Here is a 23,458-nt window from a genome sequence, read left to right as displayed (position 1 = left end):
CGCCGAGCACCGCGACAACGGGCCGTGCAGGGACCTCTCCCCGGGCGCAGAGCCACGCGACAACGGGCCGTACGGGGTCTCTCCCCGGCCACCGTCCCCGCGACGGCGGCGGACCGTGCGGAGACCGCCCCGGCGCCTCAGCCACCGCCCTCCTGACCGCTCCCTCAGGCCGAGCTCGCCGCCAGCGCGTCCTCCCGGTACTGCTGTGCCGCGGCGGCCGCGCCCACCACGCCCGCGTCGGTGCCCATCTGGGCCGGTACGACCGTGATGTCGCGGGCGAAGGAGAGGGTGGCGTACTCGCGCAGGGCGCGGCGGAGCGGGGCGAAGAGGACGTCGCCGGCGCCTGCCACGCCGCCGCCGATCACCGCGATCTCGATCTCGACCAGGGTCGCGGTGGCGGCGATGCCGGCCGCCAGGGCCTGTGCCGCGCGGGCGAAGGAGCGGAGCGCGACGGCGTCCCCGGCGCGCGCCGCGGCGGCCACGGCGGCGGCGGTGGCGTCACCGTCCGGGCCGGGCCGCCAGCCCTCGGCGAGCGCGCGGCGGGCGATGTTCGGGCCGCTGGCGATGCGTTCGACGCAGCCGCGCCCGCCACAGGGGCAGGGGTCGCCGTCGAGGTCGACGCTGATGTGACCGATATGGCCCGCGTTGCCCGTGGGGCCGGGGTGCGGGCGGCCGTTCAGAACGAGGCCGCCGCCCACACCGGTCGAGACGACCATGCACAGGGCGTTGCGGTGGCCGCGGGCCGCGCCCTGCCAGTGCTCGGCGGCGGTCATGGCCACGCCGTCGCCGACCAGCACCACCGGCAGGTCGCCGGTCCGCTCGCGTACGCCCGCGACCAGCGGGAAGTCGCGCCAGCCGGGGATGTTGACCGGGCTCACGGTGCCCGCCTGGGCGTCCACGGGGCCCGCGCTGCCGATGCCGACGACCGACGTGCGGGACCACTCGGGCGCCGCGGTCAGCTCGTCGAGCACCGCCGCCACCGCGCGCATCACGGCCGCGCCGTCCTCCTGGGCGGGGGTGGGGCGGGTGGCACGTACGAGCAGCCGGCCCCGGTCGTCCACCAGCGCCCCGGCGATCTTCGTACCGCCGATGTCCAGGGCTGCGTTGAGGTCGGTCTGCATCGGCGTGGAATCTCCTGGTCGGCGGGTGACCCGGGGCGGAGCGCCCCGGCGGGCAGGAGGCCAGTGTCGTCACTCTTGACAACGTTGTCCAGACGGCGTTGTGCAGACGTTATGCTCTTGGCCACACCGCCGCACCCGACAGGACGAGGATCTCCGCACCGTGACCGACACCGCCCGGAGCACCACCCGCTACGGCACCCGGCCCACGATGAAGGACGTCGCGGCCCGTGCCGGCGTCGGCCTCAAGACGGTCTCCCGCGTGGTGAACGGCGAGCCGGGGGTCACCCCGGACACCGAGCGGCGCGTACAGGAGGCCATCACCGCGCTGGGCTTCCGCCGCAACGACTCGGCGCGGGTGCTGCGCAAGGGCCGCACCGCCAGCATCGGGCTGGTGCTGGAGGACCTCGCCGACCCCTTCTACGGACCGCTGAACCGTGCCGTGGAGGAGGTGGCGCGCGACCACGGCGCGCTGCTGATCAACGGCTCCAGCGCCGAGGACCCGGCGCGCGAGCAGGAGCTGGTACTGGCGCTGTGCGCCCGCCGGGTGGACGGGCTGGTGATCATCCCGGCCGGGGACGACCACCGCTACCTCCAGCCGGAGATAGCGGCCGGGGTCGCCACGGTCTTCGTGGACCGGCCGGCCGGGGAGATCGACGCGGACGTCGTCCTCTCCGACAGCTTCGGGGGCGCGCGGGACGCGGTCGCCCACCTGATCGCCCACGGCCACCGCCGGATCGGCTTCATCGGCGACCAGCCGCGCATCCACACCGCCATAGAGCGGCTGCGCGGCTACCGTACGGCGATGGCGGAGGCGGGGCTGCCGGTCGACGAGTCGTGGGTGGCACTGGGGTCGACGGAGCCGGAGCGGGTACGGACCGCCGCCGAGGCGATGCTCGGCGGGCCGGAGCCGGTCACCGCGCTCTTCTCGGGCAACAACCGCGTGACGGTCACCGTCGTACGCGTACTGGCGGGCCACGCGCGCCCGGTCGCCCTCGTCGGCTTCGACGACTTCGAACTGGCCGACCTGATCACGCCCGGCATCACCGTCGTCGCCCAGGACGCCGCCCGCCTGGGCCGCACCGCGGCGACCCTGCTCTTCCGCCGCCTGGAGGGCACCGAAGAGCCGCCCCAGCAGCGCGTCATCCCGACCCGGCTGATCCCCCGCGGCTCGGGCGAACTCCCGCCCGCCTGACCCCGCTCCCCGCACCGCCGCCACCTCCTTCACAAGCCGAAAATTGCCCGTTGAAATACCCCCGGGGGTACCCCTGTTATGGTGGGTACTCATACCCCCGGGGGTACAGGAGCATGGGGTACCGGTTTCTCCATCGGAGGGAAGGGGCGCACTGTCGTGTTCTTCGTCGACACCCTGGAGTTCGAAGGTCTGGGCAACCGCAGTTACCTGGCCGGCGGCCGGGCGGCCGCGGTCGCGATCGACCCGCCGCGCGACGTCGACCGCGTCGTCGCCGCCGCCGCGCGGCGCGGGGTGCGGATCGCGTATGTCGTGGAGACCCACGTCCACAACGACTACGTCACCGGCGGACCGGAGCTGGCCCGAATAACCGGCGCCCGCTACCTGGTCCCGGCCGAAGCGGCGGTCGCGTTCGCGCGCACGCCGGTCGCCGACGGCGACACGGTGCCGGTCGACGAGGACCTGGTCCTGCGGGCGGTGGCGACCCCGGGGCACACCCCGCACCACACCTCGTACGTCCTGGCCGAGTCGGGCCGCGACGTCGCCGCCTTCACGGGCGGATCGCTGCTGATCGGGACGGTCGGCCGGCCGGACCTCGTCGAGCCGCGGCTGACCGAGCGGCTGGCCCGCGCCCAGCACGCCTCGGCGCACCGGCTCGCGGCGGAGCTGGCCGACGAGGTGCCCGTGCTGCCGACGCACGGCTTCGGCAGCTTCTGTTCGTCCGCGCAGGCCGCGGGCGACGCCACCACGATCGGCGCGGAGCGGCGGTCCAACGACGCGCTGACCAAGGACGTGGACACCTTCGTCGCGGAGCTGCTGGCCGGCCTGGAGGACGTGCCGGCGTACTACGCGCACATGGGGCCGACCAACGCGGCGGGGCCCGCTCCGGTGGACCTCACGCCGCCGCGGCCCGCCGACGCCGAAGAGCTCGCGCGGCGGCTGGCGGCCGGCGAGTGGGTGGTGGACCTGCGCAACCGGGTCGCGTTCGCCGCCGGTCACCTCGCCGGATCGTTCAACTTCGAGGGCGAGGGCAAGCTCGCCACGTACCTGGCCTGGCTGATCCCCTGGGGGAAGCCGGTCACGCTGCTGGCGGAGACGCCCGAGCAGGTCGCCGACGCGCAGCGGGAGCTGGTCCGGGTGGGCATCGACCGCCCGGCCGCCGCGGCGACCGGGGCGCCGGAGCACTGGGTGCGCGACGGCGAGAAGCCGCGCTCCTTTCCGCGCGCCACCTTCGCCGACCTCGCGGCCGTCCCCGAGGAGGAGCGGCGGGACCTGGTCGTGCTGGACGTACGCCGGGACTCGGAGCGCGCCGAGGCCTACGTCGAGGGCTCCGTGCACCTACCGATCCACGAGCTGCACGGCCGCGTCGGGGACGTGCCGCCGGGCGTGGTGTGGGTGCACTGCGCGGGCGGGATGCGGGCGGCGATCGCGGCGTCCCTGCTGGACGCGGCGGGGCGGGACGTCGTCGCCGTCGACGACCGCTTCGACGCCGCCGCGCCGGCCGGCCTCCCCCTGATCCACCCGGAGTCGGCCGCCCGGCAGCGGGACAGCGATGACCGCGCCCTGTGAGTACGGTGATTCTCGCGCTGGTCGCCGGGGCCGTGGTCGGCCTGGCGCTGGGCGCGCTGGGCGGCGGGGGCAGCGTGCTCGCCGTCCCCGCGCTGATCTACCTCCTCGGCTTCACGCCGGCCGCGGCGACCACCGCGAGCCTGCTGATCGTCACGGCCACCTCGCTCACCGCCCTGTACGCCCACTCCCGGGCGGGCAATGTCCGGTGGCGGGCGGGGGCGCTGTTCGCGGCGGCCGGGCTCGTCCCGGCGGCGCTGGCGGGCGCGGTGGCGGCACGGCTGCCGCATGCGGTGCTGACCCTGGCCTTCGCCGCCGTGGCGGCGCTGGCGGCCGTCCGGATGCTGCGCTGCGCCCGGCCGGACGCCGACGGGCAGCGGCAGCCGTCCTCGGCGCGGCCGGCCCGGGCCGCGGGCTGCGGAGCCGGGCTGGGCGCGCTGACCGGGCTGCTGGGCGTCGGCGGCGGCTTCCTGGCCGTGCCGGCCCTGGTCACCGTGCTGGCCTTCGAGATGCAGGCGGCGGTCGGCACCAGCCTGCTGGTCATCTCGGCCAACTCGCTGGCCTCGCTGGCCACTCGGGGCGCGACCATGGGCCACCTCGACTGGGGCGTCATCGCGCCCTTCACCGCCACCGCGGTCCTGGGCGCGTGGGACGGCAAGCGGCTGGCCGCCAGGGCTTCGGGCCCCCTGCTGCAACGCGCCTTCGCGGTCGCGCTCCTGGCGGTGGCCGGGTTCATGGCCGTGGACGCGGTGACCTGACCCGCGGGCGGTTACCCGTACCGCTCCGATGCGTCGTACGCGCGCGGCAAGGAACCCGCGGCGTCACGGGCCCGTCGAAGGACTCCTCACGTCACGGGCCCGGCAAGGAACAGCACCACGAAAGGCACCTTCCATGACCTCCACCCCCACCGCTCTCACCGTCGAGCAGGCCGGCGCGCGGCTCGGCGAACTGACCGTCATCGACGTGCGGACGCCCGGGGAGTACGCGGCGGGCCACCTGCCCGGCGCGTACAACGTCCCGCTGGACCGGATCGACGAGGCCGTGCCCGCGCTGCGGAGCGCGGCGTCGCGGGCCGGCCTGCTGATGGTGTGCGCCTCCGGCAACCGGTCGGCGCGGGCCTGCGCCGCCCTCGCCGAGCGGGACGTACCGGCCGCCACCCTGGCCGGCGGCACCGAGGACTGGCTGCGGCACGGCCTGGAGGTGCGGCGCCCGGCGGACGCGCGCACCGGCTGGGCCATGGAACGCCAGGTCCGGCTGGCCGCCGGCGGGCTGGTCCTGAGCGGCCTGCTCGCCGGGCGGCGGTGGCCCGCCGCCCGGCTGCTGTCGGCCGGCATCGCCGGCGGACTGGTCTTCTCGGCCGTCACCGACACCTGCGGCATGGCCCGGCTGCTGGCGAAGCTGCCGCACAATCGGGCACCGCGGGCCGAACTGTCCGCCACCCTGGCCGAGCTGGGCGGCTGACGCCCCGTACGGGGACCGGGGTCACCCGGCCTGCGTCGGCCGGCCCGCCAGACCGTCCAGGTCCGCGCGGGTCAGGCCGGTCAGCCGGGCGACCTCGGCGGTGTCGACCGCGCCGCAGTCCAGGCCGCGCAGCAGGTAGCCGCTGAGCGCCTTGGCCGTGGCGGGCTCGTCCATCACCGCGCCGCCGGTCTTCGCGACGTACGCGGCGAGGCGCGCGGCGGCCTGCTCCAGGCCCTCGCGGTAGAAGGCGTACACGGCCGCGTACCGGGTCGGCAGGTGGGCCGGGTGCATGTCCCAGCCCTGGTAGTAGGCGCGGGCCAGCGAGCGGCGGACGAGGCCGTGGTGGAGCCGCCAGGCGTCGTGGACCTGGGCGGTGGCGCCGACCGGCAGGACGTTCGTGGAGCCGTCGGACAGCCGGACCCCCGTACCGGCTGCCGCCACCTGCATGACGGCCTTGGCGTGGTCGGCCACCGGGTGGTCCAGCGACTGGTACGCCGCGCTGACGCCGCACGAGGCGCTGTAGTCGAAGGTGCCGTAGTGCAGCGAGGTGGCGCGGCCCTCGGCGGCCTCGATCATGCGGGCGACGGTGGCCCGGCCGTCGGCGCCCAGGATCGACTGGGTGGTCTCGATCTGGATCTCGAAGCCGATCCGGCCCGCTTCCAGGCCGTGTGCCTTCTCGAAGGCCTCCAGCAGCCGGACCATGGCGGTGACCTGCTCGGCGTAGGTGACCTTGGGGAGGGTGAGCACGAGGCCCTCGGGGAGGCCGCCGGCCTTCATGAGGCCGGTGAGGAAGATGTCCAGGGTGCGGATGCCGCGGTCGCGGACGGCGGCCTCCATGCACTTCATGCGGATGCCCATGTACGGGGCCGCGGTGCCGTCCTGGTACGCGGCGGCGATGGTGGCGGCGGCGCGGGCCGCGGCCTCGTCCTCCTCCGCGTCCGGGCGGGCGCCGTAGCCGTCCTCGAAGTCGACGCGCAGGTCCTCGATGGGCTCGCGCTCCAGCTTGGCCCGTACGCGGTCGTGCACGGGCCCGGCGAGCTCGTCGGAGATGCCGAGGACCGAGGCGAGCGCGGCGGCGTCCGGGGCGTGCTCGTCCAGCGCGGTGCGCGCGGCCTCGCCCCAGGAGCGGATGGTGTCGGCGGCGAAGATGTCACCGGGGACGTAGACCGTGTGGACGGGCTGGCGGGTGCCCGGGTCGCCCGGGTAACGCCGCGCGAGGTCCGCGTCGACCGCTGCCAGGGCGGTTCCGATCTCCTCGCGTACGGTGCTCGCAAGGCTCGTGGCCACGGGCTCCTGCTGCGGCATTCGACACCCTCCCGATAAGGGGACGTTTCCGTCCCGAGGTTCGCTTAAGAGTCGCGTAAGTTCCGCTTCATGGAAGCAAAACTCCGCATAGCGAAGCTATCCGCGCCGTCTGTCCAGGTCAACACCCATCTTGTCGCCGCGCGTGCTTCGCGCCCCTCGCACACACCGGGCCCCGTACGCGGCGTACGCGTACGGGGCCCGGTGACGTGCCGTGGGACGGGTCAGCCCTTGCGGGCCTTGACCTCGTCGGTCAGGGCGGGGACGACCTGGAAGAGGTCGCCGACGACGCCGTAGTCGACCAGCTCGAAGATCGGGGCCTCTTCGTCCTTGTTGATGGCCACGATGGTCTTCGAGGTCTGCATGCCCGCGCGGTGCTGGATCGCGCCGGAGATGCCCGCGGCGATGTACAGCTGCGGCGACACACTCTTACCCGTCTGGCCGACCTGGTTGGTGTGCGGGTACCAGCCCGCGTCCACCGCGGCGCGCGAGGCGCCCACGGCCGCACCGAGGGAGTCGGCGAGGGCCTCGATGACGGGGAAGTTCTCCTTGCCGTTGACGCCGCGGCCACCGGAGACCACGATCGCGGCCTCGGTCAGGTCCGGACGGCCGGTCGACTCGCGCGGGGTGCGGGAGACGACCTTGGTGCCCTTGGAGGAGTCGGCCACGGTCACCGCGAGGGCCTCGACAGCGCCGGCGGCCGGGGCGGCCTCCACGGCGGCGGAGTTGGGCTTGACGGTGATGACCGGGGTGCCCTTGGTGATGCGGGACTTGGTGGTGAAGGAGGCGGCGAACACCGACTGGGTGGCCACCGGGCCCTCGTCGCCGGCCTCCAGGTCGACGGCGTCGGTGATGATGCCGGAGCCGATGCGGATCGCCAGGCGGGCACCGATCTCCTTGCCCTCGGCGGAGGAGGGCAGCAGCACCGCGGCCGGGGAGACGGCCTCGACGGCGGCCTGGAGCGCGTCCACCTTGGGCGCGACCAGGTAGTCGGCGAACTCGGCGTTGTCGGCGGTCAGGACCTTGACCGCGCCGTGCTCGGCGAGCGCGGCGGCGGTGTCGGCCGCACCGTTGCCGAGGGAGACGGCTACGGGGTCGCCGATGCGGCGGGCGAGGGTGAGCAGTTCGAGGGTCGGCTTGCGGACGGCACCGTCCACGTGGTCGACGTAGACAAGGACTTCAGCCATGGGATTGCACTCCTGCGAAAAGACGATGCGGTTGAGGGGCGACCGAGCCGGGGGGACACCCCGGCCGCAGGGGCCTTCAGATGAACTTCTGGCCCGCGAGGAACTCGGCGAGCTGCTTGGCGCCCTCGCCCTCGTCCTTGACGATCGTGCCGGCGGTGCGCGCCGGGCGCTCGGTGGCGTCCTCGACCTTGGTCCAGGCGCCGTCCAGGCCGACCTCGTCCGCGTCGATGTCCAGGTCGTCGAGCTCCAGCTCCTCGACCGGCTTCTTCTTCGCGGCCATGATGCCCTTGAAGGAGGGGTAACGCGCCTCGCCGGACTGGTCGGTGACCGACACGACGGCCGGGAGGGCGGCCTCCAGCTGCTCGGTGGCGGTGTCGCCGTCCCGGCGGCCCTTGACCGTGCCGTCGGCGACGGAGACCTCGGAGAGCTGGGTGACCTGCGGTACGCCCAGGCGCTCGGCCAGCATCGCCGGCAGCACACCCATCGTGCCGTCGGTGGAGGCCATACCGCACACGACCAGGTCGTAACCGGTCTTCTCGATGGCCTTGGCCAGCACCAGCGACGTGCCCACCGCGTCGGTGCCGTGCAGGTCCTCGTCCTCGACGTGCACGCCCTTGTCGGCGCCCATCGACAGCGCCTTGCGGATCGCGTCGTTGGCGTCCTCGGGGCCGACGGTGAGCACGGTGATCTCCGCGTCGTCGGCCGCTTCCTTGATCTGGAGAGCCTGCTCGACGGCGTACTCATCCAGCTCCGAGAGCAGACCGTCCACGTCGTCGCGGTCGACGGTCAGGTCCTCGGCGAAGTGCCGGTCGCCGGTGGCGTCGGGCACGTACTTCACACAGACAACGATCCTCAGGCTCACGCCGGCTCTCCTACCTGCTTCGTCGCTTCACAACTGCCTTGTGCTGGCAGCATAGGCGCCTGTTGGGGCGGCTCCCGGTCGGGTGCGCGTCCCCGCGCCGACCGAAATATTACTCGCCAGTACACCTATGCGTATCCCCGATATCAAGCTCGTCGAACTGTGACCTTGACAACGGCCCCGACCTGGCGTGTCGGGGCCGCCGGACGGGGCGTCAATCACGTAGGGCGGCGAACCGTCCCTGGTGGTACAGCAAGGGCTTGCCGTGGCCCGTCGGGTCCCCGACGACGACCTCGGCGAGCACGATCCGGTGGTCCCCCGCCGGCACCCGCGCCACGACCCGGCCGACCATCCAGGCGAGCACACCGTCGAGCACCGGCACGCCCTGCGGGCCGGTGCGCCAGGAGGTGGGCGCGGCGAAGCGGTCGGCGCCGCTGCGCGCGAAGGTGGCGGCCAGCTCCTGCTGGTCCTCGCCGAGTATGTGGACGCCGACGTACTCCGCCTCCGAGACGACGGGCCAGCTGGAGCTGCCGGTGCCCACCCCGAAGGAGATCAGGGGGGGCTCGGCGGCGACGGAGGTGAGGGAGGTGGCGGTGAAGCCGACGGGTGCGCTGCTTCCCTGTGCGGTGATCACGGCGACTCCCGCCGCGTGCTGCCGGAAGACCGAGCGCAGCAGTTCGGGAGAGGCCAGCTGTGGTGCGGCGAGGTCGGGCGAGACGGTCATGAACGTGTCCTTCTGCCGTGGCGTACGTGCCGGAGCGGTGCTGTCGTCGCTGCTCACTCGCCTGGACAGCACGCGCTCGCAGTGCGCAGGAGGTCCACGTGGGCGCGTCCGTACAGAAGGGGGTCAGGCCGCATGACGTCAGCCTGGCGATGCGTGAGTGATGCAGTCAAGTGCTCACCGGCAGGTGCGACAACAATCACGCAGCGTGCAAAGGAGCACGTCGCGGGCGTCACGAGTCGACGGCGGCGCCCAGTGCCGCGATGACGTCCGCCTTGCGCGGCTGCCCGGCGGCCCGGCGGACGATCGCGCCGGCCGCGTCCAGGACCAGGACGGTGGGGGTGCGGTCGATGCGCAGCTCGCGTACGAGGTCGAGGTGGGCCTCGGCGTCGACCTCGACGTGTGCCACGCCGGGCACCATACCGGCGACGTCCTCCAGGGTGCGGCGGGTGGCGCGGCACGGCTGGCAGAACGCGCTGGAGAACTGCACGAGCGTGGCCCGCTCCCCCAGCGCCGCACCGATCCGCTCCGCGGTCAGCCGCTCCGGTCCCTGCTGTGCTGCTGCCTGCCCTGCCACCTTCGGCCTTCCGTCGCCGCGCCGGCGCGCGTCCCTCACGTACCTCTGGACCAGCGTAGGCAGGCCGGCGGGCATTCCCGGCCGCCCGATCCCACGGTGCCGGGGGCCCGGTACGAAGGGGCCGGGTGCCGTGACGCCGGGCCGCCCGGGGTAGGTGTGCGGTGACCCCCGCACCATGACGTGACGAGGATCTCCCGTCCCGAAGCGGCGCGGCGGTGGCCAGTGCGGCCTTCTTCGGGCACGATCTCCCGAAAGCCGCAAGGCTACGGCCGCGTAACTTCCCGCCGGGAGAACCCCTCCCCAGGCACACAGAAGGGGAACCCCCGACATGGCAGAGCTCGTCTATCCGCCCGTCATCGGCTTCGCCCGGACGGCGTTCAAGGCGCTCGACCTCAAGTTCGACATCGCGGGCACGGAGAACATCCCGCGGCGCGGTGGCGCGGTCCTCGTCAGCAACCACATCGGCTACCTGGACTTCGTCTTCTGCGGCCTGTCGGCCCGCCCCGCGAAGCGGCTGGTGCGCTTCATGGCGAAGGACTCCGTCTTCCGGCACAAGGTCTCGGGCCCGCTGATGCGCGCCATGAAGCACATACCGGTCGACCGTTCCCAGGGCGTGCACGCCTACCGCCACGCGCTGAGCGCGCTGCGCGGGGGCGAGATCATCGGGGTCTTCCCCGAGGCCACCATCTCGGAGTCCTTCACGCTGAAGAACTTCAAGTCCGGCGCGGCCCGGCTGGCCCAGGAGGCCGGCGTGCCGCTGCTCCCGATGGCGCTGTGGGGCACCCAGCGGCTGTGGACCAAGGGCCACAAGCGCGACCTGGGCCGTAACCACTTCCCGATCACGATCCGGGTCGGCGAGCCGATCGAAGCGCCCGCCGATGAGCAGCCGGAGAAGATCACCGACCGGCTGCGCACCCGGGTGCAGGACCTGCTGGAGGCGGCCCAGCGCGCCTACCCCGTACGCCCCAGGGGCCCGGAGGACACCTGGTGGGTACCGGCCCACCTGGGCGGCACGGCACCCGCACCGGGTGCGGTGAGCTGACCTCAGCGGCGGATCTCGCCGAGCTGGATGCGCGCGCCCGGGGAGAACTTCTCCAGCGTCTCGACGAGTTCGGCACCCGCCTCCTCCAGCGCGTCGAGGGACATCGGCGCCATGCGCTCCAGGAGGAACAGCGCGCGGGTGGAGTCCTCGGTCAGGCGGGTGCGGACGCCCTGCCGCCAGTTCCAGCGGCGGCAGGTGACGCCGGCGGCGTCCCGCCAGACGACCTCGCCCGGCTCGGGGTGCTCGACGGCCTGTTCGCCGCCCGCCGCGGTTTCGAAGGGCTCATCCCCGGTGGCGCGTACGAGCCGCATGTCGCCCTCGATGCGGTCCAGGTCCTCGCCGCCGACCGGGATGGCGTGCGCGACGCTGATCGCGTTGTAGACGTCGACGAGACGGTTCACGCGGGGCAGGCCGCCCTCGGTCAGCGCGCGCCGGGCCAGCGCCTCGGCGGAGTTGCGGGTGCGCGAGGGCTTGGCGCCGAAGGCGGTGTACGCGGCGCGCCAGGCGGCGATGTGCGGTTCGTCCTGCGGGGGCGCACCGCCCAGCCGTACCGCGAGCCGGGCGGCGGCTTCGTCGAGGAGCGCCGAACTGGCCTCGTCGCTGGGCCCGTTGACCAGGTCGCGGGCCTCGACCACGAGGTGCGCGAAGCCGGGGGCCAACGCCCGGACGTCGTCGGAGACGGTGACGGAAATGCTCATGCCAGGCATTCCAGCACGCGCGGACACGGTTCAGCAAACTGACCTTTGCAGTGCAGTTCACTGAACCGCGCCAGGGGGTGATCCTCAGGCCGTACGGGTCACGGCTTGCCCATTTCCTCGCGGAGCGCGGCGACGAACCCGTCCACGTCGTCCTCCGTGGTGTCGAAGGAGCACATCCACCGGACGTCGCCGGCCGCCTCGTCCCAGAAGTAGAAGCGGTAGCGCTTCATCAGCCGCTCGCTCACGTCGTGCGGCAGCCGCGCGAAGACGGCGTTGGCCTGCACCGGGTAGAGGATCTCCACGCCGTCGACGGCACGCACCCCGGCGGCCAGCCGCTGCGCCATCGTGTTGGCGTGCCGGGCGTTGCGCAGCCACAGGTCCTTGGCGAGCAGCGCCTCCAGCTGCACCGACACGAAGCGCATCTTGGAGGCAAGCTGCATCGACAGCTTGCGCAGGTGCTTCATGGCGCGCACGGCGTCGGGGTTGATGACGACCACGGCCTCGCCGAAGATCGCCCCGTTCTTCGTGCCGCCGAGCGAGAGGATGTCCACGCCCACGGCGTTGGTGAACGCCCGCATGGGCACGTCCAGCGACGCCGAGGCGTTGGCTATCCGGGAGCCGTCGAGATGGACGACCATGCCGCGCTCGTGTGCGTGCTCACAGATGGCCCGGATCTCGTCGGGGGTGTAGAGCGTGCCCAGTTCGGTGTTCTGCGTGATCGAGACGGCCTGCGGCATGGCCCGGTGCTCGTCGTCCCAGCCGTACGCCTCGCGGTCGATCAGCTCCGGGGTGAGCTTGCCGTCCGGGGTGGGGACGGTCAGCAGCTTCAGGCCGCCGACCCGCTCCGGCGCGCCGCATTCGTCGACGTGGATGTGCGCGGACTCCGCGCAGATCACGGCGCCCCAGCGGTCCGTCACGGCCTGGAGGGCCACGACGTTGGCGCCGGTGCCGTTGAAGACCGGGAAGGCCTCGGCGGTCGGCCCGAAGTGGCTGCGGATGACGCGCTGGAGATTCTCGGTGTACTCGTCCCCGCCGTAGGCGATCTGGTGACCGCCGTTGGCGAGGGCGAGCGCTTCGAGGATCTCGGGATGCGTGCCGGCGTAGTTGTCGCTGGCGAAGCCGCGCACCGACGGGTCGTGGTGGCGCCGCGCGTCGGTCCTGCCGGTGCCGGCGGCGGATTCCGTGGCCCGTTCCGCCCGCCCCACCGCTTCGCGCACGGCGGGGCCTACGGCCTCGGTCACGGCCTTCGCTACGGCCTCGGTCACTGCCTCGGTCACGGCTTGGGGGTCAGCCACAGACGCTGTCCATTCACTTCCCGGGCGGGCCGGTCCCAGACGCCGACGACGGCTTCGGCCAGCTCCGTCACGTCCGTGAAGCCCGCGAATTTGGCGTTCGGTCGCTCGGCGCGCATCCGGTCGTTGACGAGCGCCTTGACCACCAGGATCGCAGCCGCCGCGTGCGGCCCGCTCTCGCCCCCGGCCTTGCGGAAGGCGTCGCCCAGCGCCAGGGTCCAGGCCTCGGCCGCGGCCTTCGACGCGGCGTAGGCGGCGTTCCCGGCCGTCGGCCTGCTCGCGCCGGCCGCGCTGATCAGCAGGTAGCGGCCGTTCCCGCTGCGCTTCAGGGCCCCCTCGAAGGCGAGCGAGGTGTGCTGGACGGTACGGATCAGCAGCTTCTCCAGCAGGTCCCAGTCGGCGAGGTCGGTCTCGGCGAAGGAGGCGGAGCCGCGCCAGCCGCCCACGAGGTGCACCAGCCCGTCGATCCGGCCGAACTCCTTCTCCGTACGGTCCACCCACTCCCGGGTGGCGGCCAGGTCCAGCAGGTCGACGGTGTCGCCCGTGACGGTCGCGCCGCCGTGCGCGTACCGCGCGGCGTCCACCGCCTCGGCCAGCCGCTCCGCGTCCGCGTCCGCGGCGACCACCGTGGCCCCCGCCTCGGCCAGCCGCAGCAGCGCCGCCCGGCCCGCCGGGCCGCCCGCGCCGGCCACCGCGACGACCGCGCCGTCCAGCGCGCCCTGGTTACCGGTCGAAGTCGTAGTCATCTCCGCCTCCCGCTGCTTCTCGTCCGCGCTCACGCCGCCGCTCCGGCCGCAGTACCGGCCGTGATGCCCTTGGTGGAGGCAATCACCTCACGGAGCTTCTTGCGCAGGGCCTCATAGAACATGCTCAGCGGGAATTCGTCCGGAAGCACCTCGTCGACGAGTTTGCGCGGCGGCAGGCTCAGGTCCAGGGCGTCGGGGCCCTTGGCCCAGACCGAGCCGGGGTGCGGCGCGAGGTAGCCGGAGACCAGGTCGTAGGCGGCGAACCAGTGGACCAGCTTGGGCCGGTCGATGCCGTCGCGGTAGAGCTTCTCGATCTCGCCGCACAGCTCCTGCGTCACCTGCGGGATCCGCTCCCAGTCGATGTGCAGGGTGTTGTCCGTCCAGCGCACGGCGTCGTGCTGGTGCAGGTAGGCGAAGAGGAGCTGGCCGCCGAGGCCGTCGTAGTTCTTCACGCGGTCGCCGGTGACCGGGAAGCGGAACATCCGGTCGAAGATCACCGCGTACTGCACGTCCCTGGCCTGCGGCAGGCCCTCCGCCTCCAGCTTCACGGCCTCCTTGAAGGCGGTGAGGTCGCAGCGCAGCTCCTCCAGGCCGTACATCCAGAACGGCTGCCGCTGCTTGATCATGAAGGGGTCGAAGGGCAGGTCACCGTGGCTGTGCGTACGGTCGTGGACCATGTCCCACAGGACGAACGCCTCCTGGCACCGGTCCTGGTCGGACAGCATCGCGCGGACGTCGTCCGGGAGCTCGATACCCAGCACCTCCACGGCGGCCTCGCTGACCCGGCGGAACCGCGCGGCCTCGCGGTCGCAGAAGATGCCGCCCCAGCTGAAGCGCTCCGGGGCCTCCCGCACGGCGATGGTCTCGGGGAAGAGCACCGCGGAGTTGGTGTCGTAGCCGGCGGTGAAGTCCTCGAAGGTGATGCCGCAGAACAGCGGGTTGTCGTAGCGCGTGCGCTCCAGGTCCGCGAGCCACTCGGGCCAGACCATGCGCAGCACGACGGCCTCGAAGTTGCGGTCCGGGTTGCCGTTCTGGGTGTACATCGGGAAGACGACCAGGTGCTGGAGGCCGTCCTCGCGGCCGCGCGCCGGCTGGAAGGCGAGCAGCGAGTCCAGGAAGTCCGGCACGCCGAAGCCGCCGTCGGCCCAGCGGCGCAGATCGGCGACGAGCGCGCGGTGGTACGCGGCGTCGTGCGGCAGCAGCGGGGACAGCGCCTCGACCGCGGCTATGGCGCGGTCCACCTCGCGGCGGACGGCCTCGGCGGCGGGCGCGCCCTCGGCGCCGAGGTCGATGGAGCCGTCGCCGGCCTGCCAGGGCCGCAGGGCCTCGACCGCGTCCTTGAGGACCGGCCAGGCCGCGTGCTCGACGACGCGCTCAGCGGTCGACGTACCCGCCTGGACACCCACAGGCGAAAGAATTTCCGTCATGACTGCCCTCCGGCAGGAGATCGTGTGGTGGGGACACCGTAACCAGGGAGGCTTCGGACTCTCAAGGGGATACGAAGGAAATCATCCTGCCGTACCCCCGTTGTCGGAGATGTTTTTCCTGCGATCCGGCCGCATCTCGGCGTTTTCTCTCCTACCCAGCCATTCGGGTGACAGGCGTACCGGGATCGGACGGAACCGGTCATCATCCGCTCATCGCACGATCAGCGGCCGCTCAGGACCGTGCGGAAAGACGCGATCTTCGGGCTCCGCGACCACGCCGCCCCGCCGCGCCTCCAAGATGGCCGGACCAGCACGCCGTACCGCCGCCAGGGGGCCACCACGTACCCGCGACTTCCCGTCACCGCCTGGGCGGTGCTCGGGCTGCTCTCCTTCCGTGACGACCGCACCGGCTACGACCTCAAGAAATGGGCCGACGCCTCGCTCCGCTTCTTCTACTGGTCGCCGGCCATCAGCCAGATCTACGCCGAACTGCGCCGCCTGGAGGAGCTGGGCCTGGTCACCTCCCGGCGCTCGGGCCCGGAGGAACCGCGGGCCAAGCGCAGCTACACCATCACCCCGGACGGCCGGGACGCGCTCACCGCCTGGGCGGAGGGCACCCAGGACTGCGGCCCGCCGGTCCTCAAGCACCCGCTCGTCCTGCGCGTCTGGCTGGGGCACCTCGCCGTGCCCGGCACCCTGCGCACCCTGGTGGAGCGGCATCGCGACCGCACCCGCGCCGCGCTGCGGGAGGTACGGGAGGCGCTCTCCGCGATCGGAGCGGAGCGCGAGGGGGACTTCCCGCGCGTCGCGCTGGGCTGGAGCGAACGGCAGCATCTGGCCGAGCTGGAGCTGGCCGAGGCCATGCTCGCCGACCTGGAACGGCTGGGGTGCGGGACCCCGGAAGGGGCCCGGCGGGCGGCGGACGGCCGGGGCCGGAGCGCCCAGCCGGTCCCCCGGCGTCAGCACGCGGAGGACGCGCCCACGCACGGGTGACCGGATTCGCGGCCCCGCGCCCCGCCCGGAGAGGACAGGTACCCTCCGCACCGCCCGTCGACGAGGGAGACACCCCGCGTGAGCACCCGTGCCGTACTGGTCGCCGCCGTCATCACCGGCCTTGTGCTGGGCGTCGCGAGCGCCCGCGCCGGGCACGCCGCGACGACATCCGGTGTTCCCTTCGCCGTCAGCGTGGCCCGTTAGGCTGGCCGCCGTTTCCGGCAGCCGTGCCCCAGCCGGCTGCCGGTGCCGTACCGCCAGCCACAGCCGACAGCCACAGAAGCGAGGCAGCCTTGTCCTTCCTGACCATCGGACACCGCGGGGTCATGGGCGTGGAGCCGGAGAACACCCTGCGTTCCTTCCGCCGCGCCGAACACGAGGGGCTCGACCTCATCGAGCTGGACCTGCACCTCAGCAAGGACGGTGCGCTCGTCGTCATGCACGACGCGGAGGTGGACCGTACGACGGACGGGCACGGGCCGATCGCCGACCACACCCTCGCCGCGCTGCGTGAGATGGACGCGGGCGAGGGCGAGCGGATCCCCGTCTTCGAAGAGGTCGTCGACGCCGTGCGGGCGCCGCTGCAGGCCGAGATCAAGGACGTGGCGGCGGCCCGCGCGCTGGCCGACGTGCTGCGCGAGCGGGACCTCGTCGACCGGGTCGACGTGATCTCCTTCCACGACGAGGCGCTGGCGGCGGTCAGCGCGCTGCTGCCGGGCGTCCGCACCGGCCTCGTGGCCAGCCGGTACGGCAAGGACGTGGTGGACCGGGCGCAGGCGGTGGGCGCCGGCTACGTCTCGCTGAACATCCGGCGGCTCACCCTGGAGCTGACCGAGCGCGCGCACGCGGCGGGCCTGCGGGTGCTCGCCTGGACCGTGAACACCCACGACCAGCTGCGGATCGCCCGCGGGCTCGGCCTGGACGGCGTGATCACCGACTTCCCCGAGATCCGCCGGGCGACGCGCTTCACGGCGTAACGGCCGCGGCGCGGGCCCGGCCGAGCCGGCTGCTCGACCGGCGTCAGGCCAGCTTCTTGACCAGCAGCTCGAACTCCAGGTCGGCGCGCTGCGGGATGCCGAACCGCTCGTCGCCGTACGGGAACGGGGTCATCCGGCCGGTGCGCGCGTAGCCGCGGCGCTCGTACCAGGCGATCAGCTCGGCGCGCTGCCGGATGACCGTCATGTGCATCTCGCGGGCGTCCCACTCCTCGGCCACGGTGCGCTCGGCCTCGGCGATGATCACCTTGCCCAGGCCGCCGCCCTGGCGGGTGGGGCGTACCGCGAACATGCCGAAGTACGCGTGCTCCCCGCGGTGTTCGAGCTGGCAGCAGGCCACCAGCTCGCCGTCCTGCTCGGCGACCAGGAGCCGGCTGCCCTCGGCCTCGACCACCGCGGCGACGCCCTCGGGGTCGGTGCGCTGCCCCGCGAGCAGGTCCGCCTCCGTGGTCCAGCCCGCGCGGCTGGCGTCGCCCCGGTACGCCGACTCGATCAGCTCGACGAGGTCGGGGACGTCGGACGCGGTGGCGGGGCGGAAGGTCAGCTCGGGAGCCGGCGTGGTGGCCATGACGGGCGGGGGTCCTCTCGGGGGCGGGCGGGGCCGTGGGTACGTGCCGGGGCGGGTGGCCCGGTGGCTGCGTGCCGGGCAGGCGTGGCGCCCGGTCGTGTCGAGGCTAACAAGGGGGCGGCCCCGCACGTCGCCGTGTTCCCGAAGCCCGGGAACCTTTAGGGTCCGTGCCATGGTGCAGGTACTGAGCAGCAGAGTGCTGGTGCGGCCGGCCGACGCCGAGCGGTCGCGGGAGTTCTACGGCAAGGCGCTGGGCCTTCCCGTGTACCGGGAGTTCGGTACGGGGCCCGAGCGCGGGGTCGTGTACTTCCTCGGCGGCGGCTTCCTGGAGGTCTCGGGCCGGTCCGAGGAGCCGCCCACCCCGACGCTCCAGCTCTGGCTCCAGGTCGCGGACGCGGCCGCGGCGCACAAGGAGCTGGTGGCGAACGGCGTGGAGATCCTCCGGCCGCCGGTCAAGGAGCCGTGGGGGCTGATCGAGATGTGGATCGCCGACCCCGACGGCCACCGGATCGTCCTCACCGAGGTCCCGGCGGACCACCCGATCCGGTACCGGCCGGGGATCTGACGCGTGCCGTCGGCCGAGGGGCCGGACGACCGGCGCCGGCCCGGCGGCCGACGGTAATTCGCACACGCGCTCCCTAGTGCGCCTGTGCGCTCCCGTGAAGCGGGGTCCCGGTGGGCATCCTGCGAGCGGAAGAGATCGTTCGCGCCGGAGTTCCGGCGCGCGCGGCCCGTAGGTGCTCCGGGGGGAGGTACACCGTGCACGGACCGACGACGACCGGCTGGCTGCTGGTCGTACTGTGCGCAGCGGCGGGCATTTACTGCCTCGCGCGCTCGCGGGCGGCGACGGAGCGGGACGCGGGCCTGCGCGGGCGGGCGCGCGGCGAGGCGGTGATGGCGCTGGGCATGGGGGTGATGGCGCTGCCCGCCTCGGCCGTCCCCGTGCCGGGCTGGTCGGCATGGGTCTTCGTGGGGGTCTTCGCGGCGGCGGGCGTCTGGGCGGTCGCCGCCCGCCATCCGCACCACGCCGTGGGTTCGCTCGCCATGGTCTACATGGCGCTGGTGATGACGGCGGTGCCGGCCGGCGCCGGGCACGGCGGCCACGGCGGGGCGGGCGGCGTGCCCGTCCTGACCGGCCTGCTGCTCGCCTACTACGCCGCGCACGCCGTCGCCTCCGGCCTCCGGCTGATACCGGCCCCCGCCGTGCTGGCTGCGGGGAGCGCGCCGGGCGGCGGGGTGGCGGCCGTGCCGAGGCCCGAGCTGCTGAGCGCCTGCCGGACTGCGATGAGCATGGGGATGTTCACGATGCTGCTGGCGGTGTGAGGCGCGGCGGTGGGGAGGCCCGGGGCGAGCCGTGGCGGCTCCCCTGAGCGCCTCACACCTCAACTGCCGGTGGTATGCGTCACTCTCTGGGCGAGACCGTACCTCTCAGTAGCCTCCCGCTCATAAAGTGACGGCCATGATGGTCCCCTTCGCGCTGATCCTCCTCGGCGCGCTGGCGGCGGCAGTGGCGCCGCGCCTGATGGCCCGTGCGAGCTGGCCCGACCGCGAGCCGGTGCTCGCTCTCTGGGTCTGGCAGTGCGTGGTCGCCGGTGTGCTGCTGTGCTGTGTGCTGGCCATGTCGCTGAGTGCCGCGGCTGCCTGGGAAGCCGTCCGGGGCAACGTCTTCGCGCTCGCCCCGCGCGGCGTCATCGAGGCGTACGCGCTCGGTGCGTACGGCTCCTGGGCCGCGCCGCTGGCCGTCCTCCTCGCCTGCGGCGGGGCGTGGACCGCCGTCGTGCTGACCCGGGAGGTGCGGGCCGCGCGGGCGCGCCGCAAACGGCACCGCGCCGATGTCGCGCTGCGCTCCCCGCTGCTGCCCGGCGAGGAGCGGACCGGCGACCCGATGGTGGTGCTGGAGGGCGACCGCGCCGAGGCGTGGTGGCTGCCCGGCCTGTCGCCCCAGCTGGTGGTCACCACCGGCGCGCTGCGCCGGCTGAAGGGGCAGCAGCTCGACGCGGTGATCGCGCACGAGAAGGGCCACGCCCGCGCCCGCCATCACCTGCTGCTGCACTGCGCGGCGGCGCTGGCTGTCGGCTTTCCGCAGGTGCCGGTCTTCGCCGCGTTCCAGGACCAGGTGCACCGGCTCGTGGAACTGTCCGCCGACGACATCGCCTCCCGGCGCTTCGGACGGCTCACGACCGCCCTGGCACTGGTCGAACTGAACGAGGACCGCGGGGTCTTCGGCCCCACCCCGACCCAGTGCGCGCAGGTCCCGGCGCGGGTCGACCGGCTGCTCTCCCCCGCGCCCCGGCTCACCCCGGGCCGCCGCCTGGGCATGACGGCCATGGCCGCGCTGGTACCGGTCGTACCGCTGCTCGTCACCTTCGTACCGGGGCTGAGCGCCCTCGCGTGACGGCGGCGAACGACGCGCGCGGCCACGAGTGGCCCTGACCGGGGTCGTTCCGTCAGGATCGAGGCATGGGATCTCCGTCGCCTCCGTCGTCTTCCGGGATCGACAGTGCCTCCGGGCCCGCCGTGCCGTCCGGGCCCACGACAAGCGCGCGGGCGCTCCGCGCCGCGGGGTGGCTCGCCGCGGTGGCCGTGGCGCTCGCCGTCCTCGTGATCGTCCGCTGGCCACCGCTGATGCACGCGGACCGGACGGTCGCCGGGGAACTGCACCGGGTCGCGCGCACCTCGCCGGACTGGACCGCGGTGAACCGCGTCCTCAGCGACTGGGTGTGGGACCCCTGGACCATGCGCGCGGCGCTGGTGGTGCTGGTGGGGTGGCTGTTGTGGTGCGGGGTGCGCGTCCTCGCGGCCTGGGTCGCGGCCGCGTCCGTCGCCGGGACGCTGCTCCAGCAGGGCGTCAAGGCCGCGGTGGACCGGCCGCGCCCGGTCTGGCCGGACCCGGTCGACTCGGCCCACTACGCCGCGTTCCCCTCGGGGCACGCGATGACCGCCATGGTCGCGGCCGGACTGGCGCTGTGGGTACTGCGCGAGCGCGGCGCGCCCGTGACGTGGCTGCGGGTGGTGGGCGCGGTGGCCGTGGTGTCCGTGCTCGGTGTCGGCGCCACCCGCCTGTACCTGGGCGTGCACTGGCTCTCCGACGTGCTGGCCGGCTGGCTCCTCGGCGCGGCCCTGGTGGCGGTGGCGGCGGGCCTCTACACACGGCTCGCGTCGACGGCGGCGACACCCGGCCCACCCGGCCGGAGCTGACCGCCCACCGCGACCGGCCCGTTGCGTCGGTGCACCGACGCAACGGTGGTCGTGCTTGGTCCGGGGCGCCGGACGGGTCAGGATGTGGTCATGGCGTACAAGGGTGTGCTCTTCGATTTTTCCGGGACGCTGCTGCGGATCGAGTCGGTTACCTCGTGGCTGCGCGGCGCGCTGGACGAGACCGGTATCACCATGACGGCGGAGGAATTCGCCCACACCGCACGGGAGCTGGACCGCGCCGGCGCGCTGCCCGGCGGGTCCTCCCCGGAGCGGCTGCCCGACGGACTGACGGAATTGTGGCGCATCCGGGACCGTACGGCGGAACACCACCGCGAGCTGTACACCGGGCTCGCCCGCCAGGTGCCGCTGCCGGCCGAGGAGTTGTACGACACGCTGTACGTCCGCCACAAGTCACCGGCCGCCTGGGCGCCGTACCCGGACGCCGCCGACGTGCTGCGCGGGCTGCGCGAGCGCGGCGTGGCGACCGGGGTGGTCAGCAACATCGGCTGGGACCTGCGGCCGGTGCTGCGGGCGCACGGACTGGCCCCGCTGATCGACGCGTACGTGCTCTCCTACGAGCACGGCGTTCAGAAGCCCGACCCGCGCCTCTTCGAACTGGCCTGCCGGGAGCTGGGGCTCGCCGCGCAGGACGTCCTGATGGTCGGCGACGACCGCCACGCGGACGGCGGCGCCCGGGCGCTCGGCTGCGGCTACTTCCCCGTCGACCACCTCCCGGCCGCCGAACGCCCGGACGGCCTGCGTCCGGTCCTCGGCCTGGTGGGCTGAGCTCAGCCCCGGCCGACCGGACGTCCAGTGAGAACAAGCCGGAGGTGGCGGACGTGCGGGGAGGGCGTCACGCGTCGCCGGAGTCCTTACCCCCACTGGGCCGGGCTGTGGTGCGAGGCTCGGAGGCGAAGGCGGTACGGTCCACCTTGCCGTTGGCGTTCAGGGGCAGCTCCCGCAACTGCGTGAAACGCCTCGGGATCATGTAGACGGGCAACAACTCGCGCAAGAAGGCGATGAGTTCACGCTGCGGGGTCGCCTCGCCCGTGTAGTAGGCGGCCAACTCGGCCTCGCCGTCGTGCTCGTGGACCACCGCAACCGCGTCGCGCACAGCCGGGTGCCGTGCCAGTGTGGTGTCGATCTCGCTCAGCTCGATGCGATGACCGCGCACCTTCACCTGGTGGTCGAGGCGTCCCAGGTGGACCAGGCCCCCGTCCTCGCGGCGCACTCGGTCACCGGTGCGGTACCAGAGGTCCCTGGTCAGCGGCTGCGTGGCGTCGTGCGCCGTGGCGGCCCGGCCCGGGCTCCACGCCACGAAGCGGCCGGCGTTGTCGGCCGGGTCGAGGTAGCCGTCGAACCGCTGGACACCGCGGAGACAGAGCTCACCTGTCCCGGCAGGCTCGCCGGACTCGTCGAGGACCACGTGTTCCAGGTGCGGCGGCACCTCACCGATCGGCAGGGTGCCGTTGGTGCCCGCCGCGAGCAGCGCCCCCTTGCCGCCGAGGTCCTGCCCCGCGGAGACGATGGCGACCTCCGTCGGTCCGTACAGATTCCACAGCCGGGCGGCGGGCGCCGCCGCGGCCCACTGTTCGGCCTGTTCGGCCAGCAGTCGCTCGCCTCCGAACATCACGGCTTCCAGCGCCGGCATGGAGCCCGGGGCCAGCGCGCCGGTGCGGGCGGCGATGCTGCCCACCGACGGGACGCAGAACCAGTGGGTGATGCGTTTGCCGTTCACATAGGGCGACGGTCGTACGACGTCGTTGGGGCCGGGCACCACGAGGGCTCCGCCGCTGGCCCAAGCGGCGAAGATCTCGAAGACCGCGACGTCGAAGGAGATCTCCACGTTCTGCGAGACCCGGGACTCCGGAGCGAAGGCGTTGTATTCGAGCAGCCAGCGCAGCGTCGGAACCACGCGCGCGTGCCGGACCGGCACGCCGCGGGGCCGGCCCGTGGATCCCGAGGTGTAGAGGATGTACGCGACGTCCTCGGGTGAGACCCGCACCGCGGGAGCCGGTTCCTCCCCCGTTGTCCCCCCGTCGCCGGCCGCGGCCTCCGTCACTGTGACAAGGGGCGGCAGCTCCCGGTCGTCCGGCCCGGTCGCGGCCAGCTCTTCGGCGCGGCCCCTGGCGTACTCGTCGGCCACGATCAGGTCCAGGTCCGTCATGTCCGCGATCGTGCGCAGCCGTGCGGCCGGAAAGGACGGGTTGAGGGGGACGACGGCCGCGCCCAGGCGCAGTGCGGCCAGATAGCCCGTGTAGGCCGCGACGCTGCGGGCGGCCAACAGCCCGACCCTGGCCGGGCGCCCCGGGAGACGGCCGGCCAGCACGGCGGCCAGGCGGGCCGAGGCGGTGTCCAGTTGCCGGTAGGTGAGAGTGGTGTCCCGCACGTCGAGCGCTGTGCGGTCGGGGTGACGTCGGGCGCTCGTGACGAAGAGATCGACGAGGGTGGCAGATTCCATCAGTGCGTCCAGTTGTTCGCGGCTTTCCGGGGTGGCGGGGCGGTGGCGCCGGTGT

The 23,458-nt window shown here is 73.5% G+C and carries 25 protein-coding genes; 13 read left to right on the top strand and 12 right to left on the bottom strand.

From position 1 onward, the window contains the following. Window positions 1-164: 164 nt before the first annotated feature. Window positions 165-1,121 (bottom strand): ROK family protein, encoded by a 957-nt coding sequence (locus ACZ6WH_RS08030; protein WP_362213567.1) that lies wholly within the window; start codon window positions 1,119-1,121, stop codon window positions 165-167. A 160-nt stretch (window positions 1,122-1,281) separates the two neighbouring features. Between ACZ6WH_RS08030 and ACZ6WH_RS08025 the strand changes: the two genes are divergently transcribed. The 4 genes from ACZ6WH_RS08025 to ACZ6WH_RS08010 all read left to right on the top strand — a co-directional run bounded on the left by ACZ6WH_RS08025 (window position 1,282) and on the right by ACZ6WH_RS08010 (window position 5,337). Beyond that, window positions 1,282-2,313 carry a LacI family DNA-binding transcriptional regulator gene (locus ACZ6WH_RS08025; protein WP_469726838.1) on the top strand — a complete coding sequence of 344 codons (1,032 nt, stop codon included), beginning with the start codon at window positions 1,282-1,284 and terminating at the stop codon, window positions 2,311-2,313. A 156-nt stretch (window positions 2,314-2,469) separates the two neighbouring features. After that, window positions 2,470-3,879, top strand: a complete 1,410-nt coding sequence (locus ACZ6WH_RS08020; RefSeq protein ID WP_469726837.1) for a rhodanese-like domain-containing protein — start codon at window positions 2,470-2,472, stop codon at window positions 3,877-3,879. After that, entirely contained in the window at window positions 3,876-4,634 is a 759-nt protein-coding gene (locus tag ACZ6WH_RS08015; protein ID WP_469726836.1) for a sulfite exporter TauE/SafE family protein, read from the top strand. Before ACZ6WH_RS08020 ends, ACZ6WH_RS08015 begins: the two co-directional genes overlap by 4 nt. Before the next feature lie 133 nt (window positions 4,635-4,767). Next, on the top strand, window positions 4,768-5,337 hold the full coding sequence (locus ACZ6WH_RS08010; RefSeq protein WP_469726834.1) for a rhodanese-like domain-containing protein: 570 nt from the start codon (window positions 4,768-4,770) through the stop codon (window positions 5,335-5,337). A gap of 21 nt (window positions 5,338-5,358) precedes the next feature. Here ACZ6WH_RS08010 and ACZ6WH_RS08005 read toward each other — a convergent pair whose 3' ends face one another. The 5 genes from ACZ6WH_RS08005 to ACZ6WH_RS07985 all read right to left on the bottom strand — a co-directional run bounded on the left by ACZ6WH_RS08005 (window position 5,359) and on the right by ACZ6WH_RS07985 (window position 10,058). Continuing rightward, entirely contained in the window at window positions 5,359-6,642 is a 1,284-nt protein-coding gene (locus ACZ6WH_RS08005) for a DUF6986 family protein (protein WP_469726833.1), read from the bottom strand. A gap of 221 nt (window positions 6,643-6,863) precedes the next feature. Beyond that, the gene (locus ACZ6WH_RS08000) at window positions 6,864-7,826 is read right to left on the bottom strand and encodes an electron transfer flavoprotein subunit alpha/FixB family protein (RefSeq protein ID WP_469726832.1); all 963 of its coding nucleotides are present in this window, start codon (window positions 7,824-7,826) and stop codon (window positions 6,864-6,866) included. A gap of 76 nt (window positions 7,827-7,902) precedes the next feature. Continuing rightward, window positions 7,903-8,688, bottom strand: coding sequence for an electron transfer flavoprotein subunit beta/FixA family protein (locus tag ACZ6WH_RS07995; RefSeq protein ID WP_432851580.1), 786 nt, complete (start codon window positions 8,686-8,688; stop codon window positions 7,903-7,905). 211 nt (window positions 8,689-8,899) lie between these two features. Beyond that, complete coding sequence (locus tag ACZ6WH_RS07990; protein WP_469726830.1) at window positions 8,900-9,409, bottom strand: flavin reductase family protein; 510 nt, start codon at window positions 9,407-9,409, stop codon at window positions 8,900-8,902. A gap of 229 nt (window positions 9,410-9,638) precedes the next feature. Continuing rightward, complete coding sequence (locus ACZ6WH_RS07985) at window positions 9,639-10,058, bottom strand: thioredoxin family protein (RefSeq protein WP_469726828.1); 420 nt, start codon at window positions 10,056-10,058, stop codon at window positions 9,639-9,641. Window positions 10,059-10,311: 253 nt separating this feature from the next. Between ACZ6WH_RS07985 and ACZ6WH_RS07980 the strand changes: the two genes are divergently transcribed. Beyond that, window positions 10,312-11,025, top strand: a complete 714-nt coding sequence (locus tag ACZ6WH_RS07980; RefSeq protein ID WP_469726827.1) for a lysophospholipid acyltransferase family protein — start codon at window positions 10,312-10,314, stop codon at window positions 11,023-11,025. 2 nt (window positions 11,026-11,027) lie between these two features. On the opposite strand, the gene ACZ6WH_RS07975 is transcribed toward ACZ6WH_RS07980, so the two are convergent. The 4 genes from ACZ6WH_RS07975 to ACZ6WH_RS07960 form a co-directional block, all read right to left on the bottom strand. Further along, on the bottom strand, window positions 11,028-11,723 hold the full coding sequence (locus tag ACZ6WH_RS07975) for a B3/B4 domain-containing protein (protein WP_469726825.1): 696 nt from the start codon (window positions 11,721-11,723) through the stop codon (window positions 11,028-11,030). 98 nt (window positions 11,724-11,821) lie between these two features. After that, a complete protein-coding gene (locus tag ACZ6WH_RS07970; RefSeq protein ID WP_469727211.1) occupies window positions 11,822-12,928 on the bottom strand; it encodes a threonine aldolase family protein in 1,107 nt (368 codons plus the stop codon). Between the two features lie 68 nt (window positions 12,929-12,996). Then, complete coding sequence (locus ACZ6WH_RS07965; RefSeq protein WP_469726824.1) at window positions 12,997-13,761, bottom strand: SDR family NAD(P)-dependent oxidoreductase; 765 nt, start codon at window positions 13,759-13,761, stop codon at window positions 12,997-12,999. A 29-nt stretch (window positions 13,762-13,790) separates the two neighbouring features. Beyond that, window positions 13,791-15,188, bottom strand: coding sequence for a DUF6421 family protein (locus ACZ6WH_RS07960; RefSeq protein WP_469726823.1), 1,398 nt, complete (start codon window positions 15,186-15,188; stop codon window positions 13,791-13,793). A gap of 240 nt (window positions 15,189-15,428) precedes the next feature. Here ACZ6WH_RS07960 and ACZ6WH_RS07955 point away from each other — a divergent pair, with 240 nt between their 5' ends. The 3 genes from ACZ6WH_RS07955 (at window position 15,429) to ACZ6WH_RS07945 (ending at window position 17,158) form a co-directional block, all read left to right on the top strand. Continuing rightward, window positions 15,429-16,181: a PadR family transcriptional regulator gene (locus tag ACZ6WH_RS07955; RefSeq protein ID WP_469726822.1), complete on the top strand. Its 753-nt coding sequence runs from the start codon at window positions 15,429-15,431 to the stop codon at window positions 16,179-16,181. A 78-nt stretch (window positions 16,182-16,259) separates the two neighbouring features. Next, window positions 16,260-16,385 (top strand): hypothetical protein, encoded by a 126-nt coding sequence (locus ACZ6WH_RS07950; RefSeq protein WP_351598893.1) that lies wholly within the window; start codon window positions 16,260-16,262, stop codon window positions 16,383-16,385. A gap of 89 nt (window positions 16,386-16,474) precedes the next feature. Continuing rightward, the gene (locus ACZ6WH_RS07945; RefSeq protein ID WP_469726821.1) at window positions 16,475-17,158 is read left to right on the top strand and encodes a glycerophosphodiester phosphodiesterase; all 684 of its coding nucleotides are present in this window, start codon (window positions 16,475-16,477) and stop codon (window positions 17,156-17,158) included. 43 nt (window positions 17,159-17,201) lie between these two features. Here ACZ6WH_RS07945 and ACZ6WH_RS07940 read toward each other — a convergent pair whose 3' ends face one another. Then, window positions 17,202-17,744 carry a GNAT family N-acetyltransferase gene (locus ACZ6WH_RS07940; RefSeq protein WP_469726820.1) on the bottom strand — a complete coding sequence of 181 codons (543 nt, stop codon included), beginning with the start codon at window positions 17,742-17,744 and terminating at the stop codon, window positions 17,202-17,204. A 172-nt stretch (window positions 17,745-17,916) separates the two neighbouring features. Here ACZ6WH_RS07940 and ACZ6WH_RS07935 point away from each other — a divergent pair, with 172 nt between their 5' ends. The 5 genes from ACZ6WH_RS07935 to ACZ6WH_RS07915 all read left to right on the top strand — a co-directional run bounded on the left by ACZ6WH_RS07935 (window position 17,917) and on the right by ACZ6WH_RS07915 (window position 21,728). Continuing rightward, window positions 17,917-18,309: a VOC family protein gene (locus ACZ6WH_RS07935; protein ID WP_469726819.1), complete on the top strand. Its 393-nt coding sequence runs from the start codon at window positions 17,917-17,919 to the stop codon at window positions 18,307-18,309. A gap of 194 nt (window positions 18,310-18,503) precedes the next feature. After that, complete coding sequence (locus tag ACZ6WH_RS07930) at window positions 18,504-19,067, top strand: DUF5134 domain-containing protein (protein ID WP_469726818.1); 564 nt, start codon at window positions 18,504-18,506, stop codon at window positions 19,065-19,067. 136 nt (window positions 19,068-19,203) lie between these two features. Beyond that, complete coding sequence (locus ACZ6WH_RS07925; protein WP_469726816.1) at window positions 19,204-20,139, top strand: M56 family metallopeptidase; 936 nt, start codon at window positions 19,204-19,206, stop codon at window positions 20,137-20,139. 65 nt (window positions 20,140-20,204) lie between these two features. Beyond that, on the top strand, window positions 20,205-20,942 hold the full coding sequence (locus ACZ6WH_RS07920) for a phosphatase PAP2 family protein (RefSeq protein ID WP_469726815.1): 738 nt from the start codon (window positions 20,205-20,207) through the stop codon (window positions 20,940-20,942). 90 nt (window positions 20,943-21,032) lie between these two features. Further along, window positions 21,033-21,728, top strand: a complete 696-nt coding sequence (locus ACZ6WH_RS07915; RefSeq protein ID WP_469726814.1) for an HAD family hydrolase — start codon at window positions 21,033-21,035, stop codon at window positions 21,726-21,728. 67 nt (window positions 21,729-21,795) lie between these two features. Here the strand turns inward: ACZ6WH_RS07915 and ACZ6WH_RS07910 are convergent, their stop codons facing one another. Further along, window positions 21,796-23,403: an amino acid adenylation domain-containing protein gene (locus tag ACZ6WH_RS07910; RefSeq protein ID WP_469726813.1), complete on the bottom strand. Its 1,608-nt coding sequence runs from the start codon at window positions 23,401-23,403 to the stop codon at window positions 21,796-21,798. Window positions 23,404-23,458: the final 55 nt, after the last annotated feature.

The organism is Streptomyces sp. NPDC050806 (assembly GCF_055586425.1).
This window is presented reverse-complemented; position numbering and strand designations above follow the sequence as displayed.

Bases quoted from the DNA above. Each gene is read 5' to 3' on its own strand.
- ACZ6WH_RS08030 (WP_362213567.1), bottom strand. From the start codon at position 1,121: ATGCAGACCGACCTCAACGCAGCCCTGGACATCGGCGGTACGAAGATC.
- ACZ6WH_RS08010 (WP_469726834.1), top strand. From the start codon at position 4,768: ATGACCTCCACCCCCACCGCTCTCACCGTCGAGCAGGCCGGCGCGCGG.
- ACZ6WH_RS08005 (WP_469726833.1), bottom strand. From the start codon at position 6,642: ATGCCGCAGCAGGAGCCCGTGGCCACGAGCCTTGCGAGCACCGTACGC.
- ACZ6WH_RS08000 (WP_469726832.1), bottom strand. From the start codon at position 7,826: ATGGCTGAAGTCCTTGTCTACGTCGACCACGTGGACGGTGCCGTCCGC.
- ACZ6WH_RS07990 (WP_469726830.1), bottom strand. From the start codon at position 9,409: ATGACCGTCTCGCCCGACCTCGCCGCACCACAGCTGGCCTCTCCCGAA.
- ACZ6WH_RS07985 (WP_469726828.1), bottom strand. From the start codon at position 10,058: ATGCCCGCCGGCCTGCCTACGCTGGTCCAGAGGTACGTGAGGGACGCG.
- ACZ6WH_RS07980 (WP_469726827.1), top strand. From the start codon at position 10,312: ATGGCAGAGCTCGTCTATCCGCCCGTCATCGGCTTCGCCCGGACGGCG.
- ACZ6WH_RS07975 (WP_469726825.1), bottom strand. From the start codon at position 11,723: ATGAGCATTTCCGTCACCGTCTCCGACGACGTCCGGGCGTTGGCCCCC.
- ACZ6WH_RS07965 (WP_469726824.1), bottom strand. From the start codon at position 13,761: ATGACTACGACTTCGACCGGTAACCAGGGCGCGCTGGACGGCGCGGTC.
- ACZ6WH_RS07960 (WP_469726823.1), bottom strand. From the start codon at position 15,188: ATGACGGAAATTCTTTCGCCTGTGGGTGTCCAGGCGGGTACGTCGACC.
- ACZ6WH_RS07940 (WP_469726820.1), bottom strand. From the start codon at position 17,744: ATGGCCACCACGCCGGCTCCCGAGCTGACCTTCCGCCCCGCCACCGCG.
- ACZ6WH_RS07935 (WP_469726819.1), top strand. From the start codon at position 17,917: ATGGTGCAGGTACTGAGCAGCAGAGTGCTGGTGCGGCCGGCCGACGCC.
- ACZ6WH_RS07925 (WP_469726816.1), top strand. From the start codon at position 19,204: ATGATGGTCCCCTTCGCGCTGATCCTCCTCGGCGCGCTGGCGGCGGCA.
- ACZ6WH_RS07920 (WP_469726815.1), top strand. From the start codon at position 20,205: ATGGGATCTCCGTCGCCTCCGTCGTCTTCCGGGATCGACAGTGCCTCC.
- ACZ6WH_RS07915 (WP_469726814.1), top strand. From the start codon at position 21,033: ATGGCGTACAAGGGTGTGCTCTTCGATTTTTCCGGGACGCTGCTGCGG.
- ACZ6WH_RS07910 (WP_469726813.1), bottom strand. From the start codon at position 23,403: ATGGAATCTGCCACCCTCGTCGATCTCTTCGTCACGAGCGCCCGACGT.